General features: G+C 58.7%; 20 protein-coding genes. 3 read left to right on the forward strand and 17 right to left on the reverse strand.

Annotated features, from left to right (window positions below; translation table 11 throughout):
• Positions 1-3 precede the first annotated feature (3 nt).
• The gene (locus tag AAFH99_RS14055) at positions 4-351 is read right to left on the reverse strand and encodes a DUF4212 domain-containing protein (RefSeq protein ID WP_043318672.1); all 348 of its coding nucleotides are present in this window, start codon (positions 349-351) and stop codon (positions 4-6) included.
• Positions 352-437: 86 nt separating this feature from the next.
• On the reverse strand, positions 438-1,775 hold the full coding sequence (locus AAFH99_RS14060; RefSeq protein WP_197023807.1) for a DcaP family trimeric outer membrane transporter: 1,338 nt from the start codon (positions 1,773-1,775) through the stop codon (positions 438-440).
• Positions 1,776-2,001: 226 nt separating this feature from the next.
• On the opposite strand from AAFH99_RS14060, the gene acs reads away from it, so the two are divergent.
• Positions 2,002-3,969: an acetate--CoA ligase gene (gene acs / locus AAFH99_RS14065; protein ID WP_043320243.1), complete on the forward strand. Its 1,968-nt coding sequence runs from the start codon at positions 2,002-2,004 to the stop codon at positions 3,967-3,969.
• Positions 3,970-4,131: 162 nt separating this feature from the next.
• Positions 4,132-4,872, forward strand: coding sequence for a response regulator (locus AAFH99_RS14070; RefSeq protein ID WP_406828018.1), 741 nt, complete (start codon positions 4,132-4,134; stop codon positions 4,870-4,872).
• 117 nt (positions 4,873-4,989) lie between these two features.
• On the opposite strand, the gene AAFH99_RS14075 is transcribed toward AAFH99_RS14070, so the two are convergent.
• Positions 4,990-8,508 (reverse strand): PAS-domain containing protein, encoded by a 3,519-nt coding sequence (locus AAFH99_RS14075; protein WP_406828019.1) that lies wholly within the window; start codon positions 8,506-8,508, stop codon positions 4,990-4,992.
• A gap of 222 nt (positions 8,509-8,730) precedes the next feature.
• Between AAFH99_RS14075 and AAFH99_RS14080 the strand changes: the two genes are divergently transcribed.
• Complete coding sequence (locus AAFH99_RS14080; protein WP_043320249.1) at positions 8,731-9,021, forward strand: DUF1540 domain-containing protein; 291 nt, start codon at positions 8,731-8,733, stop codon at positions 9,019-9,021.
• A 121-nt stretch (positions 9,022-9,142) separates the two neighbouring features.
• Here AAFH99_RS14080 and AAFH99_RS14085 read toward each other — a convergent pair whose 3' ends face one another.
• The 14 genes from AAFH99_RS14085 to AAFH99_RS14150 form a co-directional block, all read right to left on the reverse strand.
• Complete coding sequence (locus AAFH99_RS14085) at positions 9,143-11,185, reverse strand: cellulase family glycosylhydrolase (RefSeq protein WP_406828020.1); 2,043 nt, start codon at positions 11,183-11,185, stop codon at positions 9,143-9,145.
• Between the two features lie 341 nt (positions 11,186-11,526).
• Positions 11,527-12,591, reverse strand: coding sequence for a lipoyl synthase (lipA, locus tag AAFH99_RS14090; RefSeq protein WP_231491771.1), 1,065 nt, complete (start codon positions 12,589-12,591; stop codon positions 11,527-11,529).
• Positions 12,584-13,270, reverse strand: a complete 687-nt coding sequence (lipB, locus tag AAFH99_RS14095; RefSeq protein ID WP_406829185.1) for a lipoyl(octanoyl) transferase LipB — start codon at positions 13,268-13,270, stop codon at positions 12,584-12,586. Before lipB ends, lipA begins: the two co-directional genes overlap by 8 nt.
• Positions 13,271-13,350: 80 nt before the next feature.
• Positions 13,351-13,632, reverse strand: a complete 282-nt coding sequence (locus AAFH99_RS14100; protein WP_043320255.1) for a YbeD family protein — start codon at positions 13,630-13,632, stop codon at positions 13,351-13,353.
• A gap of 328 nt (positions 13,633-13,960) precedes the next feature.
• Positions 13,961-15,109: a D-alanyl-D-alanine carboxypeptidase family protein gene (locus AAFH99_RS14105; RefSeq protein ID WP_043318676.1), complete on the reverse strand. Its 1,149-nt coding sequence runs from the start codon at positions 15,107-15,109 to the stop codon at positions 13,961-13,963.
• Positions 15,110-15,190: 81 nt separating this feature from the next.
• Positions 15,191-16,093, reverse strand: a complete 903-nt coding sequence (locus tag AAFH99_RS14110; protein WP_406828022.1) for a septal ring lytic transglycosylase RlpA family protein — start codon at positions 16,091-16,093, stop codon at positions 15,191-15,193.
• Positions 16,094-16,188: 95 nt separating this feature from the next.
• On the reverse strand, positions 16,189-17,178 hold the full coding sequence (gene mltB, locus AAFH99_RS14115) for a lytic murein transglycosylase B (protein ID WP_043318680.1): 990 nt from the start codon (positions 17,176-17,178) through the stop codon (positions 16,189-16,191).
• A gap of 213 nt (positions 17,179-17,391) precedes the next feature.
• Positions 17,392-18,537 (reverse strand): rod shape-determining protein RodA, encoded by a 1,146-nt coding sequence (rodA, locus tag AAFH99_RS14120; RefSeq protein ID WP_231491774.1) that lies wholly within the window; start codon positions 18,535-18,537, stop codon positions 17,392-17,394.
• Positions 18,538-20,451 (reverse strand): penicillin-binding protein 2, encoded by a 1,914-nt coding sequence (mrdA, locus tag AAFH99_RS14125; RefSeq protein ID WP_406828024.1) that lies wholly within the window; start codon positions 20,449-20,451, stop codon positions 18,538-18,540.
• Positions 20,452-20,658: 207 nt separating this feature from the next.
• Positions 20,659-21,135, reverse strand: a complete 477-nt coding sequence (gene rlmH, locus AAFH99_RS14130) for a 23S rRNA (pseudouridine(1915)-N(3))-methyltransferase RlmH (RefSeq protein ID WP_406828025.1) — start codon at positions 21,133-21,135, stop codon at positions 20,659-20,661.
• A 24-nt stretch (positions 21,136-21,159) separates the two neighbouring features.
• Complete coding sequence (gene rsfS / locus AAFH99_RS14135; protein ID WP_043318682.1) at positions 21,160-21,516, reverse strand: ribosome silencing factor; 357 nt, start codon at positions 21,514-21,516, stop codon at positions 21,160-21,162.
• A 57-nt stretch (positions 21,517-21,573) separates the two neighbouring features.
• The gene (gene nadD / locus AAFH99_RS14140) at positions 21,574-22,218 is read right to left on the reverse strand and encodes a nicotinate-nucleotide adenylyltransferase (protein ID WP_043318683.1); all 645 of its coding nucleotides are present in this window, start codon (positions 22,216-22,218) and stop codon (positions 21,574-21,576) included.
• Between the two features lie 13 nt (positions 22,219-22,231).
• Complete coding sequence (locus tag AAFH99_RS14145) at positions 22,232-23,536, reverse strand: glutamate-5-semialdehyde dehydrogenase (protein WP_081848022.1); 1,305 nt, start codon at positions 23,534-23,536, stop codon at positions 22,232-22,234.
• Positions 23,537-23,694: 158 nt separating this feature from the next.
• Positions 23,695-26,355: a DUF2339 domain-containing protein gene (locus AAFH99_RS14150; RefSeq protein ID WP_406828026.1), complete on the reverse strand. Its 2,661-nt coding sequence runs from the start codon at positions 26,353-26,355 to the stop codon at positions 23,695-23,697.
• Positions 26,356-26,410: the final 55 nt, after the last annotated feature.

Here is a 26,410-nt window from a genome sequence, read left to right on the forward strand (position 1 = left end):
AGTTTAGTGACCTCCCTGCAGCTGTTGTGCTTGGGATTGTCGCGCTTCGGGTGCAGCGGCGGTACTCGTCTGCTCGGCAGGTTCGTCGTCTTCGTAGACGCCGTACTTTTTATCGAGCTGATTCATTTTGTAGACGTAAACAAAAATCAGCGCGAGGAACATATAGATGGCGCCCTGCTGGGCAAACCAGAAGCCCAGTTTGAATCCACCCATGCGGATCTGGTTCAGTTCTTCCACAAACAGAATGCCGCAACCAAACGAAACCACAAACCACACCACCAGTAAGCTGAGCATCAGCTTGAGGTTCTCCCGCCAGTAATCACTGGCCTTCTGTTTACTCTCGAAACTCATCGTCTTCACTCCACTTTATCGTTTACTTATTGTCGATTTGAATATGGAAACTATTCCCAAAAAAATATCAGAAAAGATATTTCCCGTCAGAAAACATACTTCACAGAAAGCTGCATGCGCTGAAGGGATCCTTCATCGTCGGTGAGTAATCCACTCGCGTTCTCCACTTCCTTACTGGAAAAAATATACTCACCACCCAGGGTCATTTTGGGTACCGGCGAATACATCAGGTTCAGGTGCAGGCTCTGGTAGGAAGACGGCGTCATATCGGAAACCATTTCAGGGTTGTCCGCCGCGGTAGCGGAAAGCACCAGATTGCTGCGCCACTGATCGCTCCAGAAATGGCGTAGGGCCACATAGCCGCCGTGCTGGTCGATCAGATCTATGCTGCCATCAACGGGATTGATAATACCCCCGCGGTAGCTGTTCAGCCCGAGGTAACGGCCCAGGGCATTGCCGTAGCTGTACATAAAGCGCAGGTCGTCGCGACCCAGTTGCCATTTACCGGCGAGACTGATGGCGTAGCCCTGCTCGGATTCGTTGCTGCCATCTGCGTGGTCGTAGGCCAGTTCGCGGCTCATGGAGGCAATGGAATAACTCAGGTCACCGATATTGTTGTCATAGCGCAACACCATATCCGGACGACTGTTGTCGTCGTAGGGGTTTTCGGCGCCGTTGTAGAGGGTCGTGGCCGGGTTTTCCGCAGCAATCATCACCTTGCCACTGCCGAAGCCCTGGGTATAGCGCAGTTGCGGCTGGCGCTCGAAAATCGTGCCCACCGGGCCGACAAAATCCAGCCCTTCCGGCAGGGTACCCACATTGAAAAACGTGGACCAGGCCTGACCGGCCAGCAGTGAACGGTCGCCATCGATATTCCAGTTCACATAGGCGTGACGCAGGCGCTGGGCATAAGAGTTACTGATACGTTCATCCCCCTGCCCGCCCGCCATGGCATCGATCTCGATATGGGTATCCACACTGCCGGCACCGGCCTGAGTGGATGACTTGAAGAACAGGCGGGTGGATTTTGCGTGGGCGTTGTAGTGCACGCCCCCGCTCTCGCCACCGATTGGAATGGTGGAAGGCACCAGGAAATCTTCACCGATACCCGCGGTTGCCGCACTGCCATCGGAGTAATCACTGAAAATGCTGTCCAGTTTGATGTAACCACCAATCTGGATCTCGGTACTGCCAAAGGTGGCCGTTTTGGGCGGTTCCGGATTTTCCACAATCTGAGCCTGCTGACTGGCCGCCAACTGGTTCACCTGAGCCTGTAGCTGGGCAATGCGCTGCTGCAACTGTTCGGCGGTCATTGCTTGGGATGAAAGGTTGTCTGACTCGGCCGCGGTTGCGGGTAAGCCATTCACCATCGCTGCCAGCGCGATCGCACCGGCCAAACTGCTTTTTATTATTGTTACCGACATAGTCTTTGTCCTTGCCGTCGTTTGTTGGAGTGAGCACTCCAAGCAAACAACTTCGCGGATCAATCTGGTATTAACCAATGGTCTACATTCGACCAATGTCTAGATAGAAACACATGGTAACCATCTCCCTCCAGTACAGCCTTTCGACTTTTGTCTAATACGACCTGTCGCGGCGCCAGTGCCAGAATGCACTGCATAAGAAATTGCACTGATGAGAGGCCTATCCGTGACCAGTCAACCAGAGACATACCTCGTTCCCGATAGCTACGCCGCCAGTTCACTGCTGGACGAAGCGGGTTACTTTGAAATGTACAACCGCTCCGTGCAGGACCCGGATGGTTTCTGGCGCGAGCAGGCCCAGCGCATCGACTGGATCCAACCATTTACCCAGGTACAGGACACGTCGTTTGCGAAAGACGACCTGCATATCCGCTGGTTTGCCGACGGCAAGCTGAACGTGGCCGCCAACTGTCTGGACCGACATCTGGAAAAACACGGCGATGACACCGCCATCCTGTGGGTGGGCGACGAACCGGGCACCTCCCGCGAGATCAGCTACCGCGAGCTGCACCGGGATGTCTGCCGCTTTGCCAACGGTCTCAAGAGCCTGGGGGTTCAGAAGGGCGATGTGGTGACCATCTACATGCCCATGGTGCCGGAAGCGGCGGTAGCGATGCTGGCCTGCGCCCGCATTGGTGCGGTGCATTCGGTGGTGTTTGCCGGCTTCTCACCGGAGGCGCTGGCCGGGCGCATGGACGACGGTCAGTCCCGCATCCTGATCACCGCCAATGCCGGTCGCCGCGGCGGCCGCTCGGTGCCACTCAAACAGAACGTGGACCGCGCCGTTGCCCTGTGCAAGGAAACCACCGTGGAAAACGTGGTGGTGTTCCGCTCTCCCCAGCACAGTACCGACGACGCCACCGACTGGAACCCGGCCATTGATCGCGACTATGCCGAACTGGTGGCCGCCCAGAGCGACGACTGCCCGGCGGAAGTGATGGGTGCGGAAGACCCGCTGTTTATCCTCTACACCTCCGGCTCCACCGGCAAACCCAAGGGCGTGCTGCACACCAGCGGTGGCTACATCACCTACGCCTCCCTCACCCACGAATACGTCTTCGACTACCGCCGTGGCGAGCGCTACTGGTGCGCGGCGGACGTGGGCTGGATTACCGGCCACAGCTATATCGTCTACGGGCCGCTGGCCAACGGCGCCACCACCGTAATGTACGAAGGGGTCCCCCACTACCCGGACGTGACCCGGGTGGCGCAGATCATCGACGATCACCAGATCAATGTGCTGTATATCGCTCCCACCGCCATTCGCGCACTGATGGCCGAGGGCAACAAGCCAGTGGCCGGTGCCAGCCTGGAGAGCCTGCGTTTGCTGGGCACCGTGGGCGAACCGATCAACCCCGAAGCCTGGAAATGGTTCCACCGCACCTTCGGCCGCAACCAGTGCCCGATTGTGGATACCTGGTGGCAGACGGAAACCGGCGGCCATATGCTCACTCCGCTGCCTGGTGCCACGCCCCTCAAGCCCGGTTCCACCACCCGACCCTTCTTCGGCGTACAGCCGGCACTGGTGGACAACGACGGCAATATTCTGGACGGTGCCGCCGACGGCAACCTGGTGTTATTGGGCAGCTGGCCCGGGCAGATGCGCACGGTGTTCGGCGACCACCAGCGCTTTGTCGATACCTATTTCAGCACCTTTGAAAACATGTATTTCACCGGCGACGGTGCCCGCCGCGACGAGGACGGCTACTACTGGATTACCGGTCGCGTGGACGATGTGCTCAATGTATCCGGCCACCGCATGGGCACCGCGGAGCTGGAGAGCGCACTGGTAGCCCATGAAGCGGTGGCCGAGGCCGCCGTGGTGGGCTACCCTCACGACATCAAGGGCCAGGGCATCTACATCTACGTCACTCTGAACAGCGGCGTGGAACCCAGCGAGGAAATGCACCAGACCCTGCGCAACTGGCTGCGCGCGGAAATCGGCCCCATCGCCACTCCGGATGTAATTCAGTGGGCGCCGGGGCTGCCGAAAACCCGCTCGGGCAAGATCATGCGCCGAATCCTGCGCAAGGTAGCCGCGGACGAGTGTGACCAGCTGGGCGACACTTCCACCCTCGCCGACCCCGGCGTGGTGGACAACCTGGTGGCCAACCGCGCGGCGGCAACGGTTTAAGCGAACCTCCACCTCCGCCGCCAAAACACAGCAAAGCAGCAGACCCGTCAAAAAATAACAACAAGTAAAAATTTACAGGAAGTGGTGGGGTTTTCTCGGTACACTTTTCACCCGACGTTGTGAAAGTGAGCCGGGAAAATCTCCCGCTAGGGATGCAAAGCGATGAACAATCAAGCCGCTTCCGGGCAAAGCGACAGCGGACACCCGGCCCGACAATTTATTATTGCGGACGACCACCCCCTGTTCCGCAATGCCCTGCGCCTGTCCATACAGCAAAGCTTTCCCGACGCGACCATTCATGAAGCCTGCGATATGCAGAGCCTGCAGCAGTGCGTGGCCGAGCACCCGGATTGCGATCTCCTGCTACTGGATTTGCATATGCCCGGGGCCCACGGTTTCAGCGGGCTTATTTTTCTGAGTGGCCAGTATCCACAACTGCCGGTAATGGTGGTCTCCGCCAATGAAAAGCCGGAAATCATGTGCCGCGCCATCGATTACGGCGCCTGTGGTTTTCTGCCAAAATCTGCCCCGGTAGAACAGATTGCCACTTCCCTACAGCAGACCCTGAACGGAGAAATCTGGTTACCGCCGGCAGTTGCAGACCGCTATAAAGCCGGCAATAGTGCGGAAGAAAATGAAGTGGTGGATGTGATCGCCACGCTGACACCGCAACAGTTTCGCGTGGCCACCATGCTGGCAGAAGGATTGCTGAACAAGCAGATTGCCTATGAAATGCAGGTGACCGAGGCCACCGTAAAAGCTCACCTCACCGCGCTATTTCGCAAGCTGGCCGTCAACTCCCGCACCCAGGCAGTACTGGCACTGAGCAGCCTGGATGTGGAAGCGCCAGGGCAGTTCGCCCCGCCGCAAAAACCCGCAGCCAAAAACAATTCAGTCAATTGATTCAAAGCCCGGCTTTGTTGGATGCGCTTCGCTTATCCAACCTACGGTTCTTACCCCGCAGTCCGCCCTGTAGGGTGAATAAGCGAAGCGCATCCACCATCCCCAGAACAGCCAAGACTACCTCCGCCCTAATCGCCGCACCAGGTTACGCAATACCGCCGGCTTGACCGGCTTGGGTAAGTAGAACCAGCCGCGGCCGGTGGCCGCACTGCGCACTTCCTCGGACGTATCCGCACTCACCACAATGCCTGGCAGTTCGACCTGCCAGTGTTCGCACAGCGATTCCAATGCATCGACACCCGTCGCCCCGCCATTCAGGTGGTAATCCACAATCACCAGCGCCGGTGGCTTGCGCTGGCCCCAGTTTTCCAGCGCTTCATCCAGAGACGCTGCCGTAACCACCCGGCACCCCCAGCCACTCAGCAGACTTTGCATACCCCGCAGAATTTGTTGCTCGTTGTCGATACACAGCACAGGTATAGCGGACGTATTCTCCGCTTCACTGGCGCTATCGGATTCCACCGGCGCTACCCGACGCTCGCCCACCGGCACGCGAATACTGAACATGGAACCGCGCCCGGGGGTAGACGCCAACCCCAACTGGTGGCCCAACAGATCCGCACTGCGGCGGGCAATGGCAAGACCCAGACCAAGGCCTTTATCGGCACTGCGCTCGCTGCTGCCGAGGCGCACAAACTCATCGAAGATCTGTTCTTTGGCGTCGTCGGTAATACCGGGACCGGTATCCCACACCTGAATTTCCAGCAACGAATTTCCCGCAGGGTCTGAGCGGTGACGCACCCCCAGTAACACGCGGCCGCGCGCGGTGTAGTGGATCGCATTGCTCAGGAAGTTCTGCAAAATCCGGCGCAACAGATAGCGGTCGCTGTATACCCAGGCGTCGGTAGGCACATAGTGCAGCGTCAGGCCGCGCTCGCTGGCCAGTGCGGAGAATTCCGCATTGAGGCCATCCAGTAAATGACGCAGGGGAAAATGGTCCCGCTTCGGTGTCAGGTTGCCCGCGTCCAGTCGGCTGATTTCCCGCAGGGCGCCAATCAATTGCTCGGCAGACGTCAGTGCGCTGTCGATGTAGTGAATGTCGTCACCCATCTCCCGCCAGCTGCCGGCGGCAGCCTTGTTTTGCAGTGAGGCAATAAACAGGCGCGCCGCATTGATCGGCTGCAACAGATCGTGACTGGTGTGGGCGAGGAAACGGGTTTTTGCCGAATGCAGTTCGCGAATTTTGATTTCCGCCTCCCCGCGGCGGCGGTTTTCTTCCTGCAGCGCACGATTACTTTCGGAGAGTTCTGCGGTGCGCTGTTGCACCCGGTCTTCGAGACTGCGGCGGGTTTCTTCCAGGGCATCCACCGCTGCGCGGTATTCACTGATATCGGTAAAGGTTGTTACAAAGCCGCCACCAGGCATGGGTGTGCCGCGCACCTCGACAATGGCACCACTGGGCAGACGACGCTCGAAGCGGTGGGCGCTGCCGTGGCGCAGCAGATCAAGGCGCCGCTGTACATGGGCCTCCAACGCTTCGGGGTTATCAGAATCACCGTACAACCCTCGCTGCGCGTTGTGGCGATACAGGGAAGCCACCGGACAACCGATATACAACAACCGCTCCGGGTAATCGAACAGTTCGAGGTACTGCCGGTTCCAGGCTACCAGCCTCAGATCCGCATCCACCACACTGATTCCCTGGCTGATGGTTTCCACCGTGGTCTGCAGCAATTCCTGGCTAAAGCGCAGGCGCTGAGAGGTACTGTCCACCAGCCGTGCAATGTCTTCCAGTTTCAGCGGGCGATTACTATAGAGCAGCCCCATTACCTGATTCGCCGCCGCGGAACCCACAATACCCGCGAGTATGTGCTCGGCGTCAGCAATCACAAAGCGCGAGGCTGCATCATCCGGCAACAGTCGCTGCTGACTGCGCAGCTCAAAATCATTCCAGATTTCCTCCAGTCGCGCCGGCCCGACGAAAGGTTGCAGCAAGCTACGTACCTGCCCCATGCGGATTCCGGTAGGCACCAGATCCGGTGCCGGCTCCCCGGACCGGGCAGGAGTGACAAACGCCCGCGCCTGCCGCCGATCATTCTCGTTCTGTCGGCAGGAAAACGACACACCGACCAATAGCAGGATATTCCCCAACAGGCTCCAGAAAACCCCATGGCTCAACGGGTCCAACCCAGAAACACCGAGCAGCTGTTGCGGATGAAGTAAAGCAACTCCAAATAAACCGTGACGCAAAACATCCGATTCCGGGTACATGGAGGGAAGTACCAGGCAGAAAAACCACAGGCCATAACCAGCGATCAACCCGGCCCAGACACCGCGGCGGTGTGCCCGTGGCCAATAGAGCCCTGCAATCAGTGCAGGGGCCAGTTGCGCCGCGGCGGCAAACGACAGTAGTCCAATAGAGGCCAACGCTTCGGTTCCGGAGATTCCGTGGTGTACACCCCAGCTCATCAACATCAGCAAAAGGATACTGAGGCTGCGGATCAGTCGAAGATGTGTGCCCAAAGACACCGCCGTCAGGCGAGTAAATCGACTCAGGAATAGCCAAAGCGGCGCTACCAACTCATTGGAAACCATGATCGAGAGCGTCAATACTGCAACGATCACCATTCCTGTGGCGGCAGAGAAACCTCCGATATACGCGAGGGTGGTCAGCGCGGTGCTACCGGCCTGCAACGGCAAAGTCAGAACCAGGGTATCCGGTGAACTCAACCCCGCTGCCACCAACGGTTGGCCGGCAAGAGATATCGGTAAAATCAAAATAGAAAACAAGGCGAGATAGGCTGGCAGCAGCCAGCGGGCAGTATGCAGATCTTCCGGCGTGCGATATTCCACAACAGCCATATGAAACTGGCGCGGCAGACAGACGATCGCGGCCATCGCCAATAGCGTCTGGGTAACGAAATTAATATCCGGCATCAGCCATTGTAGCTGTGGTTGCCAGGGTACTTCGGGCAATCCGCTGCCACCAGTAATTAACAACCACAGAGCCAGCACTGCCACCGCAGCGAAGGCGAATAGCTTGACGAGAGATTCCAGGGCGATGGCCGCCACCACCCCCACATTGCGTTCCCGCCCTTCCAGGTGACGAGTACCGAACAGTATCGCGAACAACCCCATCAACAGCGCGGTGGCGAGTGCCGTATCCAAACTGGCAAACCTGTCCGTACCACTATCACCGCCGCCAATAACCTCCCAGCCCATGGTCACCGCGCGCAACTGCAGCGCGATATACGGCAGGCTGCCAACAATCGCCAACAGGGTGACCAAAGCGGATAGCCCGCGACTTTTGCCATAGCGGGAGCCAATAAAGTCGGCGATGGAAGTGATCTTCTGGCGCTCCCCCACCTGAACCAGCTTGTGCAAAAAGCCGCCGGCAAAAAGAAACAGCAGAATAGGCCCCAGATAGATTGGCAGGTAGCTCCAGGTATCGCTCACCGCCTGTCCCACGGCGCCAAAAAACGTCCACGAGCTGCAGTAGACCGCGAGGGTAAGGCCGTACAGAAGTGGGCGCACATGCTGGATCCACCCCATATGCCGCCCTGCCCGCCAGGCAACCACAAACAGGAGTGCCACGTAAAGCAGGGCAAACAACAGCAACAGAGATGTGCCGATCATGAGTTCCTCGCGCAACCGGTTCGGCGTACCTGTATACCCGATGGAATGGCCCCGGGGCAATTGGAGAAAGGTCGAAGCGTATGGTGCGCTTGAGACCCTCGAGCCCCGGTAGATCAGTTGGCCGGCAATCGATCGCTCCCACGTGGCTTGACTCGGCACGATGCTGAACTAGGCTTAATGGGGAAGTTTGGCCCTTCGACAATTATCAAAGAGTATCGCGCCATGATCATCGCCACCGATATGCCCGAAGTATCCAGCTGTACCGCCATCGAATGCGCTTACAACACCGATGCCGCCTGCCACGCCCGCGCCATTACGGTCGGCGATGGCACCAGTCCGGACTGTGACACCTATTTCAGCAACAGCCATCACACCAAGCGCGAACGCAATGCCGGTGTTGGCGCCTGCAAGGTCACCGGGTGCAGCCATAATGTCGATTTCGAGTGCGGCGCAGATCAGATAGAACTCGGCTACAGTGGCGACTCCGTCAACTGCCTGACCTACGCCCACTGAGCCCCGACAGTAAGCCTCATCTGCACACGTAACCGAGTGCTGCCCTTGCCACAAATGAAAAAGGGCTGGCAGATTGCTTTCTGCCAGCCCTCAACTGCTACCTCTAGATTACTCTCTGCAGTTACTGCTCGGGTGCATTGCCCCACAGGCGGTTCAACAGATTGGTTTTCCGCTGATCGAACTCAAGCCACTCACCCCACCCGGCAGTATTGCTCTGCGGGTCGTAGGCATGGCCGTACCAGCCACCGGTGTCACCAGACTCCGGGTTGATGGACCAGTAGCAGCCCTGGATATTTTTCTCGACCATGTAATCGACAAAAATATCCTGCCACTGCGCATCAACCACACCCGGCTGAATGTGATCCCAGCGCGCCTGATCGCGCAGAGCGGCTTTTGCCGGCCAGTCCAGGTTGCCGCCGAACTCACCGACCACAATGGCATAGCCCATTTCCCGCAGGTAACCAAAGTGCTCGTCCCAACCGGCGCGCAGCAACTCTTCATCGATCACGATATTACAGTCTGCATCGCCGGCCGCATCGCCCTCCAGGCCCTCACATTCCGGCTGCGACACCGGGTCCATAAAGCCTTTCTGCACAAATACGGACGGACCATAGGTATGCGGTGACCATACCAGGCGGTCTTTGGGGATATCCGGCGGATTGTCACCGGCTTCAAACAGGTTTTCCCCCCAGTTCGGGTTGGTCAGTTCGTTGCCGTGCGGCACCTGGACAATGGTGTCCGGGGTACCGTCCTGATTACCGGCAGTGGCGGAAACACCCTGCACAAACAACAGCATATGCGGGCTGACTTCGTCGATAGCAGCAAACGCATCTTCGGTCAGGCTTTTCCACTCTTCCCAGGTGTAGTCCCAAGGCTCGTTGTAGATATCGATACCGATGATGTTATCCACACCCAGCGCTTCTTCGAGGCCAGCCAGCTCACGCAGGTTATCCAGCCAGATGTCGCGGTTATACGCCTGCACATTGGTGACGGAATCCGGGTTGCCGGTGGCGGCACAAGAGCTGTCTTCCCGCGGGTAATCGTACATTTCCCGATCCGCATCCACGTAGGGAGGACGGGCATCCAGGCGACCCGCACGCCAGCCCACATAGTTGGAGCAGGAATGCACATCGAGCATGACTTCAATGTTGTTCTGATCTGCGGCGATAATAAATTCTTCCATCGCCTGGCGCGCATTAGGTACACGCACAGATTCATGGTTCTTCAACACTTCGCCGCTGGCCTGCGGATCGTTGGGGTCGAGTGTTTGCGGTACCACCGGGAAGCGCACCACGTTCACTCCCATTGCGGTGATCTCACTCATGGTCTGCTGAATGGTACGACCGGTACCCGCACTGCCGTTGGCCCAGAAGGTGTTGCCCACGTAGAGCTCCATAGGCGCACCGCTGGGGTTCACTTCTGCATCGGACGGCTCATGACGCCCTTCCAGACCGAACCAGGAACCACAATTTACCGGGATGACTTCTCCGTTTTTGGTGATATTACCGGTTGCGTCCACACGGAAACGACCTGCCGTGGGCTCACCACCGGAACTGCCACCGGAGGAACTGGACGAGCTGGACGAGCCGCTACCTGAGCTGGAACCACCGGATGAGCTGGAAGAACCACTGCCGGAACTTGAACCACCCGACGAACCGGAGGAGCTCGAGGAACTGGAAGAGCTGCCGCCAGAGGAGCCGGATGAACTGGAGGAGCTGGACGAGGAGCTACTGGACGAGCCGCCCGAGGAAGAACCACCACCATTTCCATCCACAACCACCGGCACGGGTGCCTGGCCGCCGGGGTTGGCGATAAAACCTATGATCACTTCACCGCCGGGTGCAATGGTACTGTTGTACGAGGCGGCTGCCACAACGTATTGGCTGGCACTTTGCGACTCGAGCACACCGTTCCACAGGTTGTTGATATCCACATCCATGTCGAATGATACAGTCCAGTCGGTAAGTGGCTCACTGCCGTCATTGACGACAAGAATTTCCCCCTGGAATCCACCGCCCCAGTCACTGACAATCCGCATTTCCGCTTCCGCCGCCATCAACGCAGCCGATGACGAGGCCAGCCAGAAGGCCAACCCGGCCTTGGCGCAGGCCCGGTACAGCGATTGCCGCTGAAAGGGTCGTTTACCCGAAACACTTGCTTCCATTTTTCTCTCCGGTCGTTGTAACTGATTCACCACCGATCATCGATCTGTGGAAAATTGATAGGCACCAATTCCCCGATAAAAAGCGGCGAAACAACGTATTTTCAATAGTATTTTCACAGTGCGTTCTCATTCGAGACGCTCTGATGCAACGTGCGGAAAAAGAAAATGAACCCCGTAAAAAGATGAGTTTCAGGCCATTTTTTTACAGTTGAGAAATAATTTATTTTTTCTGGATCACCAGCGTGAACCGTTACGGAAGTAAAACGAGGGGGATATCACAGTAAAAATTGGGCAAAAAAAATCCCGACACCAGGCCGGGATTTTTCAGGCAGCGTACCTAATCAGCTGACGACTTCACCGTGCGCCTGCTTATCTGCATGGTAAGACGAGCGTACCATTGGCCCACAGGCCGCGTGTTTAAAGCCAATTTTCTCGGCATACACGCGATAGTCTTCGAACTCATCCGGGTGCACGTAACGTTGCACGGGCAGGTGTTCTTTACTCGGCTGCAGATACTGACCGATGGTGAGCATGTCGATATCGTGCGCGCGCATATCGTCCATCACTTCAAAAATTTCTTCCCTGGTCTCACCGAGTCCTACCATCAGGCCAGATTTGGTGAGCACATCCGGGCGACGCTTTTTATACTCCTGCAGCAGTTTCAGCGACCACTTGTAGTTGGCACCCGGGCGGGATTCCCGATAGAGGCGCGGTACGGTTTCCAGGTTATGATTGAATACGTCTGGAGCGTCCGCTTCCAGAATATCCAGAGCAATATCCATACGCCCGCGGAAATCCGGAGTCAGAATCTCGACCTGCAGATTGGGCGACAGTTCGCGGGAGCGTTTGATACATTCAGCAAAGTGCTCGGCACCGCCGTCGCGCAGATCGTCGCGGTCTACGGAGGTGATCACCACGTAGCGCAGGCTCATGGCGGCGATGGCTTCGGCCAGGTGCTGCGGCTCATCCGGGTCCAGCGGGTTTGGTTTGCCGTGGCCCACATCGCAGAAGGGGCAGCGGCGGGTACAGATTTCCCCCATGATCATGAAGGTGGCGGTACCACCACTGAAGCACTCGCCCAGGTTCGGGCAGCTGGCTTCTTCACACACGGTTGCGAGCTTCTGCGAGCGCAGGATACTCTTGATCCGATCCACTTCCTTGGACGCTTTGACCGAAGGCACCTTTACCCGGATCCAGTCCGGTTTACGCAGTGTCTGGTCGCTAGCGATCACCTTCACCGGGATGCGCTCTACCTTGTCGCCATCGCGGAGTTTTTCACCCTGTTGCAGGCGACGGGTGCGTTTTACCGGAGTGATTTCCGGCTTGGCGCTGGCACCCTTTCCTTCACCTGGATTCACGGTGGTCGCCTTGACTTCGGACTGGTCGGCGTCGAATCGTTCAGACATTGTTGGTTCCTGATTCGGCAGCCTGCGTAGGTGCGGCCGCCTCAATTACTTTCTCGTCAGACGAGGAGTCGTCAAATATTCGCTCATCCACCGGCTGCCAGTCGGCTTCCGGTAACTGCAGCTTATCCAGCAGAGCCGCGACAAAGCATTTCGCTACCGCATCCCACTGGGGGGTGGGCTGGATAATTTCCGCCATCTGTACCATCTGCATACCTGCGTAACCGCACGGGTTGATCCGCAGGAAGGGACCCAGGTCCATATCGATATTGATGGCAATACCGTGGAAGCTGCAGCCCCGGCGTACCCGCAGACCGATAGAGGCAATCTTGTTGCCAGCGCGTGGGCCCTCGGTCAGATACACGCCGGGAGCATCGGCGCGCGGTGCGGCGGCAATGCCGAATTCCCCGAGCATGGCGACGGTGGCTTCTTCCAGAGCCGTGACCAGATCACGCACGCCAATTTTGCTGCGGCGCAGGTCCAGCAGCGGGTACACCACCAGCTGGCCGGGACCGTGGTAGGTGACCTGGCCACCGCGATCGACCTGGACTACGGGAATATCGCCGGTGTTGAGCAGGTGTTCGGCCTTGCCGGCCTGGCCCTGGGTGAATACCGGGGGGTGCTCGACACACCAGATCTGATCCTCGGCGTCGTTGCCGCGGTTGTCTGTGTAGTGGGCCATGGCGCGCCATACGGTTTCGTAGTCGCGGCGGCCCAAATTGCAGATGGCCGGTTTGGTGATAACCGGTTCTGAAGCGGGCATCAAATCACCATATAAACGCCCGAGTGGGCGGTGAGTTCGTCGGTCAGTGCCTGCAGCTGATCTTTGCCGGTGGCAAGGATGTAAAAGGTCACTGAGGTAAATTTGCCGTTGCGGCTGGGCTTGAGCGTCAGTTTGCTCTCGTCCAGCTCGGGGGCGTGACGGCGCATTACTTCGAGAACGAATTCGTGTACCTGGTCATCGGAGTCGCGTACGACTTTGACCATGTAGTCTTCACAGGGAAACTCGATTTTGGGAGGTTGCTGCTCTGAATCCTGGGTCATACCACTCTCACTGGGCCGCAGGTCAGAAGTGGGATCGCCGGTCACTATTCCGGCAAGAGTTGCGGCCGGGCGGCGATTATACAGTGCCGACGAGGCACTGGACAGGGATGATAGATTGCAGATGAAACATGCTGGGCAGTTGCCGGGTTCTAGTTCTTGGAAAGTGCGGTGGCGATACTGCCAGCAGGTACCGCCTACTGAGACACGCCGTGCACCCATCCCTGGGGGCTCTGTACCGCCATCCATGGCGGCGAAGGTCTCAGAAGGCGGTACCTTGCTAGCAGTGCCTTCGCATCTGGTTTTGTCCGTTCTTGAGTTTTGGACCCACTTACTGGAAGAACCCCATCACAAAGCGCTTGATGGAATCCCAAAGGCGCTTGAAGAAGCCGGCCTCTTCCACATCCTCGGCTACCACCGCCGCTACGTCGGCAACAGTCTCGCCGTCCAGATTCACCACGACTTTACCCACCTGCTGGCCTTTGGCCAGTGGGGCTTTGAGCTCGCCGTCAATGATCAGGTCGGCTTTGATGCTCTCTTCACCGCCGCGGGGGATGGTGACGAAAACATCGCGGGAGACGGCGACGCCGACGGTGTCGGCTTTACCGCCCCATACGCGTTCGGTCTGCAAGACGTCGTTGCTGCCATACACCTTGTGGGTCTGGAAGTAACGGAATCCATAGGCAAGCAGCTTCTGGGTTTCCGCAGCGCGCTTTTCGTCACTGTCGGTGCCGACGACAACGGAGATGAGGCGCATACCCCGCTTGACCGCGGAGGCTACCAGGCAGTACCCCGCTTCCTCAGTGTGACCGGTCTTGATGCCGTCAACAGCGGGATCACGCCATAACAGGCGGTTGCGATTGGGCTGGTTGATGCCGTTGAAACGGAAGTATTTTTCCGAGTACAGCGCGTAATGGCTGGGATGATCCTGAATCAACGCGCGCGCCAGTTTGCTGAGGTCACGAGCGGTGGTGAGGTGCCCTTCCGCGGGCCAGCCGGTGGCGTTGACGAAGTGGGTGTCGTCCATACCGAGCAGTTGCGCCTGCTGGTTCATGACTTCCGCGAAAACTTCCTCACTTCCGGAGACGTATTCCGCGAGGGCGATGCTGGCGTCGTTGCCGGACTGGACGATAACGCCGCGCAACAGGTCAATGACCGGCACTTTGTCGCCAACCTTGACGAACATTTTTGAGCCACCCTTGCGCCAGGCCTTCTCAGAGATATTGACTGAGTCCTGCTCTTTGATGGTGCCCTTTTCCAGCTCTTCAGAAACGATGTAGCTGGTCATCATCTTGGTGAGGCTGGCCGGGGGAATCTGTTTATCGGCGTCGTGTTCCACCAGTACCTGACCGGTGTGGGCATCTACCAGGATGTAAGCGGTAGCCGCAAGTTGCGGGGGCGCGGGAATCAGGGGTTTATCGGCCTGGGCCACGCTGGCGCTGACGATCAGGAGCAGACAGGCAAATAAGCGTTTGAACATGGGTCTCTCTTTATTCCTTGCAATCAATGTGTGTCAGATCCCCGGCGCCTGCCAGGGGAAAAGACGGTGCGAGTATAAGGGTTAATCCACCACTACCTGAGGTTGACCGAAGTTTTTCTGTTCAACGGATTCCCTCAAGGCAGCCAGTGCCCGCTGCTGTTCAATAGGCCCAATCCGGACCCTGTACAGCATTTTCCCGCCGCGATTTACCGGACTAACGGATACAGGATAGCCGAATGCGGCGGCGAGCTGCGCACGAATCTCTTCTGCCTGACTGGATGAGCTATAGGCACCTACCTGCAGGTAGGTATTATCGGGGAGTTTGAAGCTGGCATCCTGCGGAAGCCCTTTGCGTGCTGCGGCATCTTTTTCCACAGCAAGGGTTTCGATGGCACTGGGCAGACTTTCTGGGTCGAGCGCCTCTACCTCGACGCGCGCTACCCCCTTGTCGATATAACCGAGCTTCTGCGCAGCGGTGTAGCTGAGATCGATAATACGCCCGGGGACGAAGGGACCGCGGTCGTTTACCCGCACGATGATACTGCGGCCGTTATCCAGGTTGGTGACCTTTGCGTAACTTGGCAATGGCAGGGTTTTGTGGGCGGCAGACATGGCGTACATGTTGTACACCTCACCATTTGCGGTCTTGCGTCCGTGAAACTTGGTACCGTACCAAGAGGCGTGGCCCCGTTCACGATACCCTTTTACATCCTCACGCACCCGGTACTTGACGCCATTCACAACATACGGGGATTTGTTACCAGCGACACCTATTGGCTCACGCACCGGCGTCACCTCCGGAGTCGCCAGCATGTCTACGGGCACAGCCGGACCGCTGTCGCGGATCTGATCGAAAGGCACATCATCCGGCTCCACCTTGGCACGGCCACTATCGTTCAGTGGCACGGTGCTACAGGCCGACAGCAATAACAGCGCACAGGCGCCGCCTATTCGGGCGGAAAACCCGAATCGTGGTTTTATCATGACTTCCCCCTGGTGCCGGGCAGACGCCGCCCGCAACCGTGTGTTATCGCTCTAATTCGTTATGTTTTCACTTTGTCGCTGGAGCTCGCGGCGGTTCAGGACCGGCCGCCACGGGCTTTTATGATTTCCTGCCCCAGCTCGTAAACCGCCATCGCGTAGAGGCGGCTGTGGTTGTACCGGGTGATGGTGTAGAAATTATTCAGCCCGATCCAGAACTGCTCGCCGTCTTCGGTTTTCAATGAAAACACATTGGCCGGCATATCTTTGGTCACCTGTGCCGTGGTTGGGAAGCCTTTGGCCTCAACCTCACCCACCGTCCAGTTGGGCTTGAGATCATCGTTGACGATGGTCATATCCGCATTGGGTAACGGCTGGGTAATTACGGTGACCGGCTCACCGGTCTTCCAGCCATGCTCCACAAAATAGTTGGCCACACTGCCAATGGCATCTTCGGTATCTTCCCAGATATCCACTCGGCCATCGCCATTAAAGTCCACCGCGTAGTGGCGATAACTGGACGGCATAAACTGGCCGAACCCCATGGCACCGGCGTAAGATCCCTTGAGGCTGGTGGGATCGATTTTTTCATCCCGGGTCAGCAACAGATAATTTTCCAGTTCTTTGGTGAAAAACTTGGAGCGACGGGGATAGTTGAACGAGAGCGTGGAAAGCGCATCAATTACCCGGTAGCTTCCCATATTGCCACCGTAGCGGGTTTCAACTCCAATGATCGCCACAATCAGCTCCGGTGGCACCCCGTACTTTTCTTCAGCGGCCTTGAGCGCCTCGGCATTTTTATCCCAGAAGTCCACTCCGCCGCGAATACGGGAGTCGGTAATGAAGATTTTGCGGTATTCGTACCAAGGCTTGGCTTTTTCCGCCGGGCGCTTGATGGCTTTGAGAATGGACTCCTTACGCTTGGCTTCCCGCATCAGCCCCTGAAGTTCATCGCGGCTGAAATTGTGCTCGGCCACCATGTAATCCACAAAGGCCTTGGCCTGGGCATTTTCATCGTGCCCCTGCTCCTGGGCACAGGCGCCAAGCACAAGCCCCAAGCCGGCCAACAATCCCGTGGTCCACTTCAAAACAACCGCTCCTGTCTTCATAAAGTACTTCCAACTACTTTTCACTTATCGATGTTTGCTGTTCAGTCGCGCCCGCTGGCCAACCGGTGACCGATGCGTTTGGCTATTGTGACTACAACCGCGCCAAAAAGTGGCACGATACACCCGAAAAAGTGAAGGCAGCCTGAACCGGCTCACGTTCTTGCGTTCGCGATGGAATTCCAGCCTGCATCGTCAGAAAAGTACTCTGCGCCTTTCCGTGCTGACGGCCATGAGAATACCGAACCCCGCCATCAGGGTAATCACCGATGTGCCACCGTGGCTGACCAGCGGCAGAGGTACCCCTACCACTGGCAATAGGCCGGTCACCATTCCGATATTCACGAACACGTACACGAAGAAGGTCAGCGTGATACTGCCCGCCAATAACCGACCGAATACGTGCTGGGCCATAAAACTAATATAGATGCCCCGAGCGATGATCAACAGGTACAGGGCCAACAGGATCAGTGCACCCCGCATTCCCCACTCTTCTGCCAGTACCGCGATGATGAAATCCGTGTGACTTTCTGGCAGGAAATCCAGCTGCGACTGGGTGCCCTGCATAAAGCCCTTGCCAGACCACCCCCCGGAGCCGATAGCGGCCTTGGACTGGAAAATATTCCAGCCGGCGCCCAACCGATCTGCATCCGGATTGAACAGGGTGAGAATCCGCTGTCTCTGATAATCCCGAAGTCCCCACATCCACATGGGCCAGGCCGCCATCAGTCCCATGACGATGGCACTGCCGATCATCTTCCAGCTGAGACCAGACAGATACAGGGCGAAAATGCCGGAGGCGGCGATCAGAATGGAAGTGCCCAGATCCGGCTGACGCACGATCAGTACCGCCGGCACCGCGATAATCACCAGCGCGCCCAGTACCGTCAGCAACGACGGTGGCAGTGTGCGTTTGTGCAAATAGGCCGCCACAGCAATGGGCACCGCCAGTTTGAGGGCTTCAGATGGCTGGAAGCGAAACCCACCCACTTGCAGCCAGCGCTGGGCCCCCTTGGCACCGACCCCCACAAACAGTACCGCCACCAACAGGCAACAGCCGGCCAGATAAAACCAGGGGGACCAGCGGCGATAAAATTCCAGAGGGATCTGCGCCGCAATGAGCATGCCGATAAACGCCAGCCCCATAAACACAGCCTGGCGTTTCACGTAATGGAATTCCTCGCCGGCTGCACTGTAGAGCACCACCAGCCCAACACCCGCCAGTGCCAACAACAACAGCAGTAGCGGCAAGTCGATATGCCAGCGGCGGGAAAAGCTTTCCGGGCGGCGCAGACTACTGCCGGTATCCGGCAGCCGGTTCATATAATCGCGGCTCGCCACTTACCCCGCCTCCCTGTGTCCGTTTAAGGCGGACGGCGACATTGGCGGCCGCCAGCCTGTGCCCATAGCGCTATCCTCATAGGTCCGCGACATCCAGTCAAAGAACACTTCCCGGGCCACCGGTGCAGCGACTCTGCCTCCACCCTCGCCGTTTTCCACCAGGACCGACACCGCAATCTGCGGGTCGTCCACCGGCGCGAAGGCCACAAACAATGCGTGGTCCCGATGGCGCTCTTTGAGCGCTTCGGAGTCGTATTTCTCCCCCTGGGCGATACCGACGACCTGAGCAGTACCGGACTTGCCCGCCACCTTGAAGTCGAGGCCGGCACCGGCGCGCTTACCGGTGCCATGGGTGCTGTAGACCACCGCCTCCATACCTTCGAACACCAGATCCCAGTGTTCCGGGCGAGCGTCCACGTGGTGCAGTATCTCCGGTGGCTGTTCGATCCCATCCACCGCCATTACTACCTGCGGCCGATAGTGCGTACCGCGATTGGCGATGGTGGCGGTCATCACCGCAAGCTGCAGAGGCGTCGCCAGCACAAAGCCCTGCCCCAGCACCGCATTCAGGCTATCGCCAGGAAACCAGGGCACACCGCGCGCGCCGCGCTTCCAGTCCCGTGAGGGGAACAGCCCCGGATATTCCCGGGGCAGGTCAATGCCGGTCTTCTCGCCGAGACCGAAACGGGTGGCGATATCGTACATGCCGTCAATGCCCCAGCGATGCGCCATATCCCAGAAGTACACATCACAACTCTGCGCCAGGCCCTGGATCAGATCCACGTGCTTGCCGTGGCCCCAGCGCTTCCAGTCGCGATAGATACGAGAATCGTTGGGTAACTTGAAAAAACCCGGGTCCGCCACCTTGGTCTCAGCGGTGATCACCCCCGCGGCGAGCCCACCCAGCCCCATCATCGGCTTAAGGGTTGAGCCCGGCGGATATTGCCCCTGCACCACGCGATTGAACAACGGCACGTCCAGGGAATCCCGCAGCGCACTGTAGTCCTTGAAACTGATGCCGGTCACAAACAGATTGGGGTCGAAGGATGGCTGGCTGACAAAGGCAAGTACACCACCGGTTTTCACATCGATGGCCACAACCGCGCCGCGGTTATCTCCCAACGCCTCGGTCGCCACCTGTTGCAGACGGGTATCCAGGTGCAGGGTCAGCTCCGCGCCGGGTTTGGGGTCCTGGCGTTCCAACACCCGCAGAACCCGGCCACGGGCATTGGTCTCGACGTTTTCATAGCCGACTTCACCCAGAAGCAAGTCCTCGTAGGAACGCTCCAATCCCACTTTGCCGATACTCTGGGTGCCCCGGTAGCGGCTCACGTCTTCCTCGGAAAAGCTCGATAGCTCACGCTCATTGATCCGCCCCACATACCCGACACTGTGGGCGAACAGTTCCCTCTCCGGGTAGTAGCGGACCAGCTCCGCCTCTACAGATACCCCGAGCAGATGAAACTCATTGACGCTGATACGGGCAATTTCCTCCTCGCTCAGGCGGTAGCGCAGGGGAACGGGCTCGAATGGACGGCGACGAGGCAGACGGCGCTTGAATTTTTCTACATCGCTATCATCCAGCTCTACCAGCTGGCCGAGCAGCTCCAGGGTCGCGTCCAGGTCTTTGACCCGTTCACGCACGATCGACAGGGTATAACTGGGGCGGTTGTCCGCAAGCAGTTCCCCGTTGCGGTCGTAGATCAGCCCGCGGGTGGGCGGCACCGGGCGAACCTGGATACGGTTTTGATCGGATTGGGTGCGGTAGTCTTCATAATTGACTACCTGCAGATTGTACAGACGCGCCACCAGCACACTCAGCAGCGCCACGACACCGAAGATGGCCACCAGCATACGGTTGCGGAATAGCCGCTGTTCCGAGTGGTGATCTTTAAAGTGCAGGTTTTCAGACATGCTGGTGAAAACAGATTCTTCGGTGGCGCGAAAATGACCACGGAGTGTACACAAGTTTGCCGCTCATGCGGAGATAACGGCGGAGATGACGCCAAATTCGAAACAGGTCAACGGGCAAATCGGTTGAACACCGCGCCACAGAAATATGACAACCAGTGCTGGCAGCAGTTCACTCTACCGCGACGCTGATAGGGAACTGGCTAGCCGTTATTTGTGGTATGGGTGCCCGGCAAGCAATGTCCAGGCCCGGTAGATCTGTTCCGCCAGCAACACCCGAACCAGAGGATGGGGCATGGTGAGCGCGGACAGGGACCACTTCTGATTGGCTCGCGCCACGCACGCCGGTGCCAGCCCGTCTGGACCGCCGATCAGCAGACAGACATTGTCGCCGCCCATCTGCCAGTCCGCCAGCTCTCGGGACAGCTGCTCGGTGCTCCAGGCCTTGCCCTTTACCTCCAGCGCCACCACATGCTCCCGCGGATTGATCGCCGCCAGCATCGCCTCTCCCTCTTTCTGGCGAGCCTTTTCCGCCAGTGCCGGGGAATTTTTCTGGCCGCGATTGCCGAGGGGGATTTCCACCATCTCCAGGGTCAGTTCCCGGGGCAGGCGCTTGGCGTATTCGTGGTAGCCCTCCTGCACCCACCCGGGCATCTTGCCACCGGCGGCGATGATTCGAATCTTCATAGGAAGAACAATGACACCTGGGGCTTAGTGAGGGTCGGACCCGTCCGCATCCTCGCGGGTGTTCGGGGTCATGGACCAGAGTTTTTCCAGGTCATAGAAGCCGCGGGTTTCCGCCTGCATCACATGAATCACCACGTCGCCATAGTCGACAAGTACCCACTCGCCCTGCTCCATGCCTTCCACACCGATGGGGCGAATGCCCGCTTCCTTACCGTCCTCGACCACATTGTTGGCCAGGGACTTCACCTGACGGTTGGAGGTACCGGTGCAGATGATGAGCGTGTCCATCACGTCACTGAGCTCCGACACGTCCATGGATACAATGTCTTTACCCTTGAGGTCTTCCAGTGCGTTTACCGCAATTGATCTGATATCCGTCATAACACCTGTTTCGGGAGCCTGGGCTCCGCCGTTCTAGTCTGAGATCCGAGCTCTTTCTTACAGATAGAGCCGATGAGTTTGAATGTAGTCCAGCACCCGCTCCGGCAGTAGAAACTGCGGAGAATGGCCGCTGTGAATTTGAGCGCGAATGTCTGTAGCGGAAATCGGCAGCAGGCTGAGTTCCTGCAGCAAAATAGAGCCCGCTGGCTGCTGTTGGATGTCCACCAAGGCGCCGCGCTTTGCCGCCACCAGTTCAGCCACCTCCCCTTCGCCGGGGATGTCGAATCCGGGGCGGGCGACAACCACCAGATGCGCCAGCTCCAGCAGCCGCTGCCAACGATGCCAACCGGGCAGGCCCAGCAGGGAATCCATCCCCATACAGAAGCTGATAGAGATCTGATCTCCCAGCTCACTGCGCAGTTCTTCCAGGGTATCCACCGTGTAGGTGGGGCCGGCTCGTTGCAACTCGCGTGGATCCAGCACCAGCTCAGGGCAGCCCTGCAATGCCAGTGCCAGCATGTCCCGCCGCCTTTCTGCGGTGACGCCAGGGGCGGCGCGGTGCGCCGGCTGATGGGACGGCAGCAAGCGCATCTCTTGAAAACCCAGGACCTGCTTCAGTTCCAGCGCCATACGCAGGTGACCGAAGTGCACCGGGTCAAAGGTGCCGCCAAACAGGGCCAGGGTTTTTGACGTCTGGTTCATTATAGGTTCGGGTTCATTGACGAATCTGGCCGTCCCCGAACACGATCCATTTCTGCGATGTCAGGCCTTCCAGGCCCACCGGCCCGCGGGCGTGAATCTTGTCGGTACTGATACCGATTTCCGCACCGAGGCCGTATTCAAAGCCGTCCGCAAAGCGGGTGGAGGCATTGACAATCACCGAACTGGAATCCACTTCCGCCATAAACCGGCGGGCACGGCTGTAGTCCTCGGTGACAATGGCCTCGGTGTGGCCGGAGCTGTAACGGGCAATGTGCTCCATGGCGCCGTCCATATCCGCCACCACGCGAATCGCCAGTACCGGGGCCAGGTACTCCGTACCCCAGTCTTCTTCCGTTGCCGGCAGTGCCTGGGGCAGGATGGCGCAGGTCTTGTCGCAACCCCGCAGCTCAACGCCCTTTTCCCCGTAGGCCGCGGCCAGGCGCGGCAGGAACTCTGCCGCCACCGCTTCCGCCACCAGCAGGGTTTCCATGGCGTTACACACACCATAGCGGTGGGTTTTGGCGTTCAGAGCAATGTTGAACGCCTTTTCCGTATCCGCGCGATCGTCCAGGTACACGTGGCAGATACCGTCGAGGTGCTTGATCACCGGCACCCGTGCATCGTTACTGATGCGTTCGATCAGCCCTTTGCCACCGCGGGGGACGATCACGTCCACGTATTCCGGCATGCTAATCAGTGCGCCAACCGCAGCGCGATCGGTGGTACCCACCACCTGTACCGCGGTTTCCGGCAGGCCGACCTGCTTCAGGCCTGCAGAGATACAGACCGCAATGGCGCGGTTGGAGTGCAGCGCCTCGGAGCCGCCCCGCAGAATGGTGGCGTTACCGGATTTCAGGCACAGGCTGGCCGCATCGATGGTCACGTTGGGGCGGGACTCATAGATGATCCCCACTACCCCGAGAGGCACCCGCATCTTGCCCACCTGGATACCACTAGGGCGGTATTTGAGGTCGCTGACTTCACCCACCGGGTCCGGCAGCTCGGCAATCTGGTTGAGCCCGTCGATCATGGCGTCGATGCGCGCATCGTTCAGCTCCAGGCGGTCCAACAGGGCCGCATCCAGGCCGTTGTCGCGGCCGTTCTGCATATCCTGGGCGTTGGCCGCCGCCAGCTGTGGTCGCTGATTGTTCAGCTCCGTGGCGATGGCCTTGAGGGCAGCATTCTTGATTCCGGTGTCAGCGCGAGCCATCAGGCGGGCAGCGGCGCGGGCGGCACGGCCCATGGCCTGCATTGTTTCCATGGCAGATGTAGAGCCGGTAGATTCCTGCTCTCGCTCGGTGGCGCTGACACTGTTCATTGCTGATCTCCTTGCAAAACACGCTATCTCGCCGGGATTCTCGCCAATCCCGCTTCAAATCTCTCATCTCCCGGCATGGCCGCCGGAAAACGGCCGCGCAGTATACCGCAACAGCGCCGGAAAATTGCCCAACGAAAGCGGTTATTGGCCAGAAATGGTTATTGAACCGTTTCTTCCGGCCGCTGCTGCCCCAGTTTCTGGTGGAGAAAGGCAATACCCAGTAGCGCCAGCCCCATCCCCATAAACGACGCCACCCGCAGCAGTCCTTCAAGACCCGACATATCCACCAGGAACAACTTGACGATGACGAGTGCCAGCACCGCCATACCACCCTGGTAACAGTTGCGCCAGCCGCGCCAGCTACCCAGTAAAATGGCCGTGACCGCCAACGCCAGCCATACCGCAGAATAGGTGTAGAGCTCACCGGTGGCAGCAGATGTATCCAGGCGGATACTGCCCTGCCACAGGTGCCGCACCTCCAGGGATACCCATACAAACGCCGCAAATGCCGCCAGCAGCGCCGCGTAGCGGCGTACCGCAGGTAGATAGAGACGACTCACAGCGAAAGCCAGCAACACCGGCCCGGCAAACGCCGGCAGCAGCATATTGAACAGTGGCCGCTCGCCGATGGCGCGCCACGCCCAGGGCTCGCTGGTGGCGGTGGCCAGCAGAATCCACAGGTAATTGATCAGCCCCCCAGCCATCAGCAGCCGACCGTAGCGGTCGTACCAGTTGGCAAAGCTGCCGGCAATAAGGCTTTTGCGGTAATACACCAGCCCCAGGGCGGTAAACAGCCACATATTGATCACCGCCTCGACAAATCGGTATTCCCCGGCCAGGGCATTGCCGTCGTAAAGCCAGTAGCGACATTCCGCCCACAGAGTCAGTACCAGCAGGTGCAGTGCCGCCGCCTCAGCCCAGCGGGCCAGGTTCAACTGAGATTCCCGCAAAAGACGCGCAGCCAGCCACGCGCACAGGGCGGAACCACCGTAGGTCCACAGGGACCAGTGGGCCACGTTGTCATAGGAAAGCAGCCAGGGATTCAGGGTAAGGCGCACAACCACCAGTACCAGTACTGCTTTCAGCAGCCAGCCCAGCGCCGGCACTTCAAACCGGCGAATCACCCAGGCCAGAGAAATTGCCTGCAGCGCCAGCGCAAGGGTCAGGCTCGCCTGCTTCAACCACAGGCACACCGCCAGGCTGTAGGCGAAATGGGCGGCGATAAACAGCCACACCACCATGCCCCGGGACCAGTGCCGGCCGACACCGCGACTGCCCAAAAACATAAACACCGCACCAAAAATAGCGGCGTACAGACACCACCAGAACTTGGAGAGATAGTCCCCAGCCAGTGCGTATCCGATCAGCAGAGACAGCAGCGGGACCATCACCGCAAGGGACGCCCACCAGGCACCTGCAGCGCGATGGCTACCCTGTTTCGCCTGATTGATTGAGACATAGTTGTATATGGCCATAGCGCTGAACAGAACCGCAGTGACCAGCAGGTACGACAGAAAAGCGCCCTGCACCTCCGCGGCCACAGGTAACAGGCGCACCGCGTCCCCCTGATCCAGTCGGCTAGCGAACCAGGCCGCCAATTGTCCAAGGAACAGCGCCCATGACACCGGCGCCAGTGTGGAATTTCTGCGCCCGGCGATCAGCGCTACCAGGGCCAGCGGGCTCCAGGTGACGAGCAGAGAGAGAACTGAAACCGCCGAAAGCTCAATACCTTCACGGAAAATCGACAAGCACTGAGCCGTCGCAATCACCAGCAGGCTCGGCAGCACCAGTGCCGCCGACGACCCGCTTGCCGGCAGCCGCTCCCGCAGCAGCCAGTTCCCGGGAATGACCGCAATCACCAGGTATCCCAGCGCCGCCAGGTATGGACCGCGCCAGCCATCGGCCTGGTGCCCGACCAGTGAAATCAACCACCACATCAGCGCGCCAGCCATCAGTCCGAGCCATAGCCAACTGCGGTATACATAACGCAATAGCAACAATACCGAGATGGAAATAATCAGTGCGTACGCCATCGCACCCAGCACATTGCCTGAGCCTGTGGATACCAGAATGGGCACCGCATAGGCGCCTAGCATGCCAATGGCGGCGAGTACCGGGCCATGCAGTCGCGCCAGCCACATGGTGATCAGGGCCACCAGCGTCAGTACGCCGAAGGCCACGCCGGGCTCCACCAGGGTGTACAGGTGCACCGCGGACAATACCGCGGCAAAGGCGGTAATGGCGCCGCCACCGGCGAGTGCGGCAAACGTGGGGTGGGTGTTACCGGTTTTGCGTCGCAGCACTTCTGCTGCCACATACAGAGCAAGCGCGGTCAGCAGTCCCAGGATCACCCGCACCTTCGGCCCCAGTAGCCCCTGCTCGATACCGTAACGGGCCAGAAAAACCCCGGACAACGCAACACAGGCGCCGCCCAGCCACACCATCCAGTTTTCCTGCAGACTTTCGACAATGGGGTTGCCACGGCCACTTTTCGTTGGCGCCCCGGGCCTGGCATTCTGAGCACTCGACCAGCGCGCCTTATCGCTGGGGGCCTGCGGAGCCGGGGACGGAGCCGGCCTCGCCGTTTCTGGTTCGTCAATTTCGATATCGAGTTTCAGCTCATCCAGTGCCGGCTCTTGAGGCGGAGACACTGTGGCAGGAGGTTGTGCTAGCCCATCCACGACCTCATCCAGCCGCTCTCGCAGGCGAGTGACTTCGCGGCGCAATTGCCTGACTTCGGCGAATGCAAAAATGCCCAGAAAGGAACCGATGATGATGGCGAGAATCAGCATCACACCGATAAAGACAAAGTTATCCATAGGAAAAATCGGGTTTCTTTATGTTTATTTATTGTCCGCCTGCGCAACCCCATTG

Source organism: Microbulbifer sp. ARAS458-1, from assembly GCF_045348205.1.
Lineage (GTDB): Bacteria > Pseudomonadota > Gammaproteobacteria > Pseudomonadales > Cellvibrionaceae > Microbulbifer.

Coding starts and splice junctions, on each gene's coding strand:
- lipA (WP_231491771.1), bottom strand. CDS start 12,591: ATGTCTGAACGATTCGACGCCGACCAGTCCGAAGTCAAGGCGACCACC.
- nadD (WP_043318683.1), bottom strand. CDS start 22,218: ATGAACCAGACGTCAAAAACCCTGGCCCTGTTTGGCGGCACCTTTGAC.
- AAFH99_RS14070 (WP_406828018.1), top strand. CDS start 4,132: ATGAACAATCAAGCCGCTTCCGGGCAAAGCGACAGCGGACACCCGGCC.
- AAFH99_RS14150 (WP_406828026.1), bottom strand. CDS start 26,355: ATGGATAACTTTGTCTTTATCGGTGTGATGCTGATTCTCGCCATCATC.
- rsfS (WP_043318682.1), bottom strand. CDS start 21,516: ATGACGGATATCAGATCAATTGCGGTAAACGCACTGGAAGACCTCAAG.
- AAFH99_RS14145 (WP_081848022.1), bottom strand. CDS start 23,536: ATGAACAGTGTCAGCGCCACCGAGCGAGAGCAGGAATCTACCGGCTCT.
- mrdA (WP_406828024.1), bottom strand. CDS start 20,451: ATGTCTGAAAACCTGCACTTTAAAGATCACCACTCGGAACAGCGGCTA.
- AAFH99_RS14105 (WP_043318676.1), bottom strand. CDS start 15,109: ATGTTCAAACGCTTATTTGCCTGTCTGCTCCTGATCGTCAGCGCCAGC.
- rlmH (WP_406828025.1), bottom strand. CDS start 21,135: ATGAAGATTCGAATCATCGCCGCCGGTGGCAAGATGCCCGGGTGGGTG.
- AAFH99_RS14075 (WP_406828019.1), bottom strand. CDS start 8,508: ATGATCGGCACATCTCTGTTGCTGTTGTTTGCCCTGCTTTACGTGGCA.
- AAFH99_RS14085 (WP_406828020.1), bottom strand. CDS start 11,185: ATGGAAGCAAGTGTTTCGGGTAAACGACCCTTTCAGCGGCAATCGCTG.
- AAFH99_RS14110 (WP_406828022.1), bottom strand. CDS start 16,093: ATGATAAAACCACGATTCGGGTTTTCCGCCCGAATAGGCGGCGCCTGT.
- AAFH99_RS14100 (WP_043320255.1), bottom strand. CDS start 13,632: ATGACCCAGGATTCAGAGCAGCAACCTCCCAAAATCGAGTTTCCCTGT.
- AAFH99_RS14055 (WP_043318672.1), bottom strand. CDS start 351: ATGAGTTTCGAGAGTAAACAGAAGGCCAGTGATTACTGGCGGGAGAAC.
- AAFH99_RS14060 (WP_197023807.1), bottom strand. CDS start 1,775: ATGTCGGTAACAATAATAAAAAGCAGTTTGGCCGGTGCGATCGCGCTG.
- AAFH99_RS14080 (WP_043320249.1), top strand. CDS start 8,731: ATGATCATCGCCACCGATATGCCCGAAGTATCCAGCTGTACCGCCATC.
- lipB (WP_406829185.1), bottom strand. CDS start 13,270: ATGGCCCACTACACAGACAACCGCGGCAACGACGCCGAGGATCAGATC.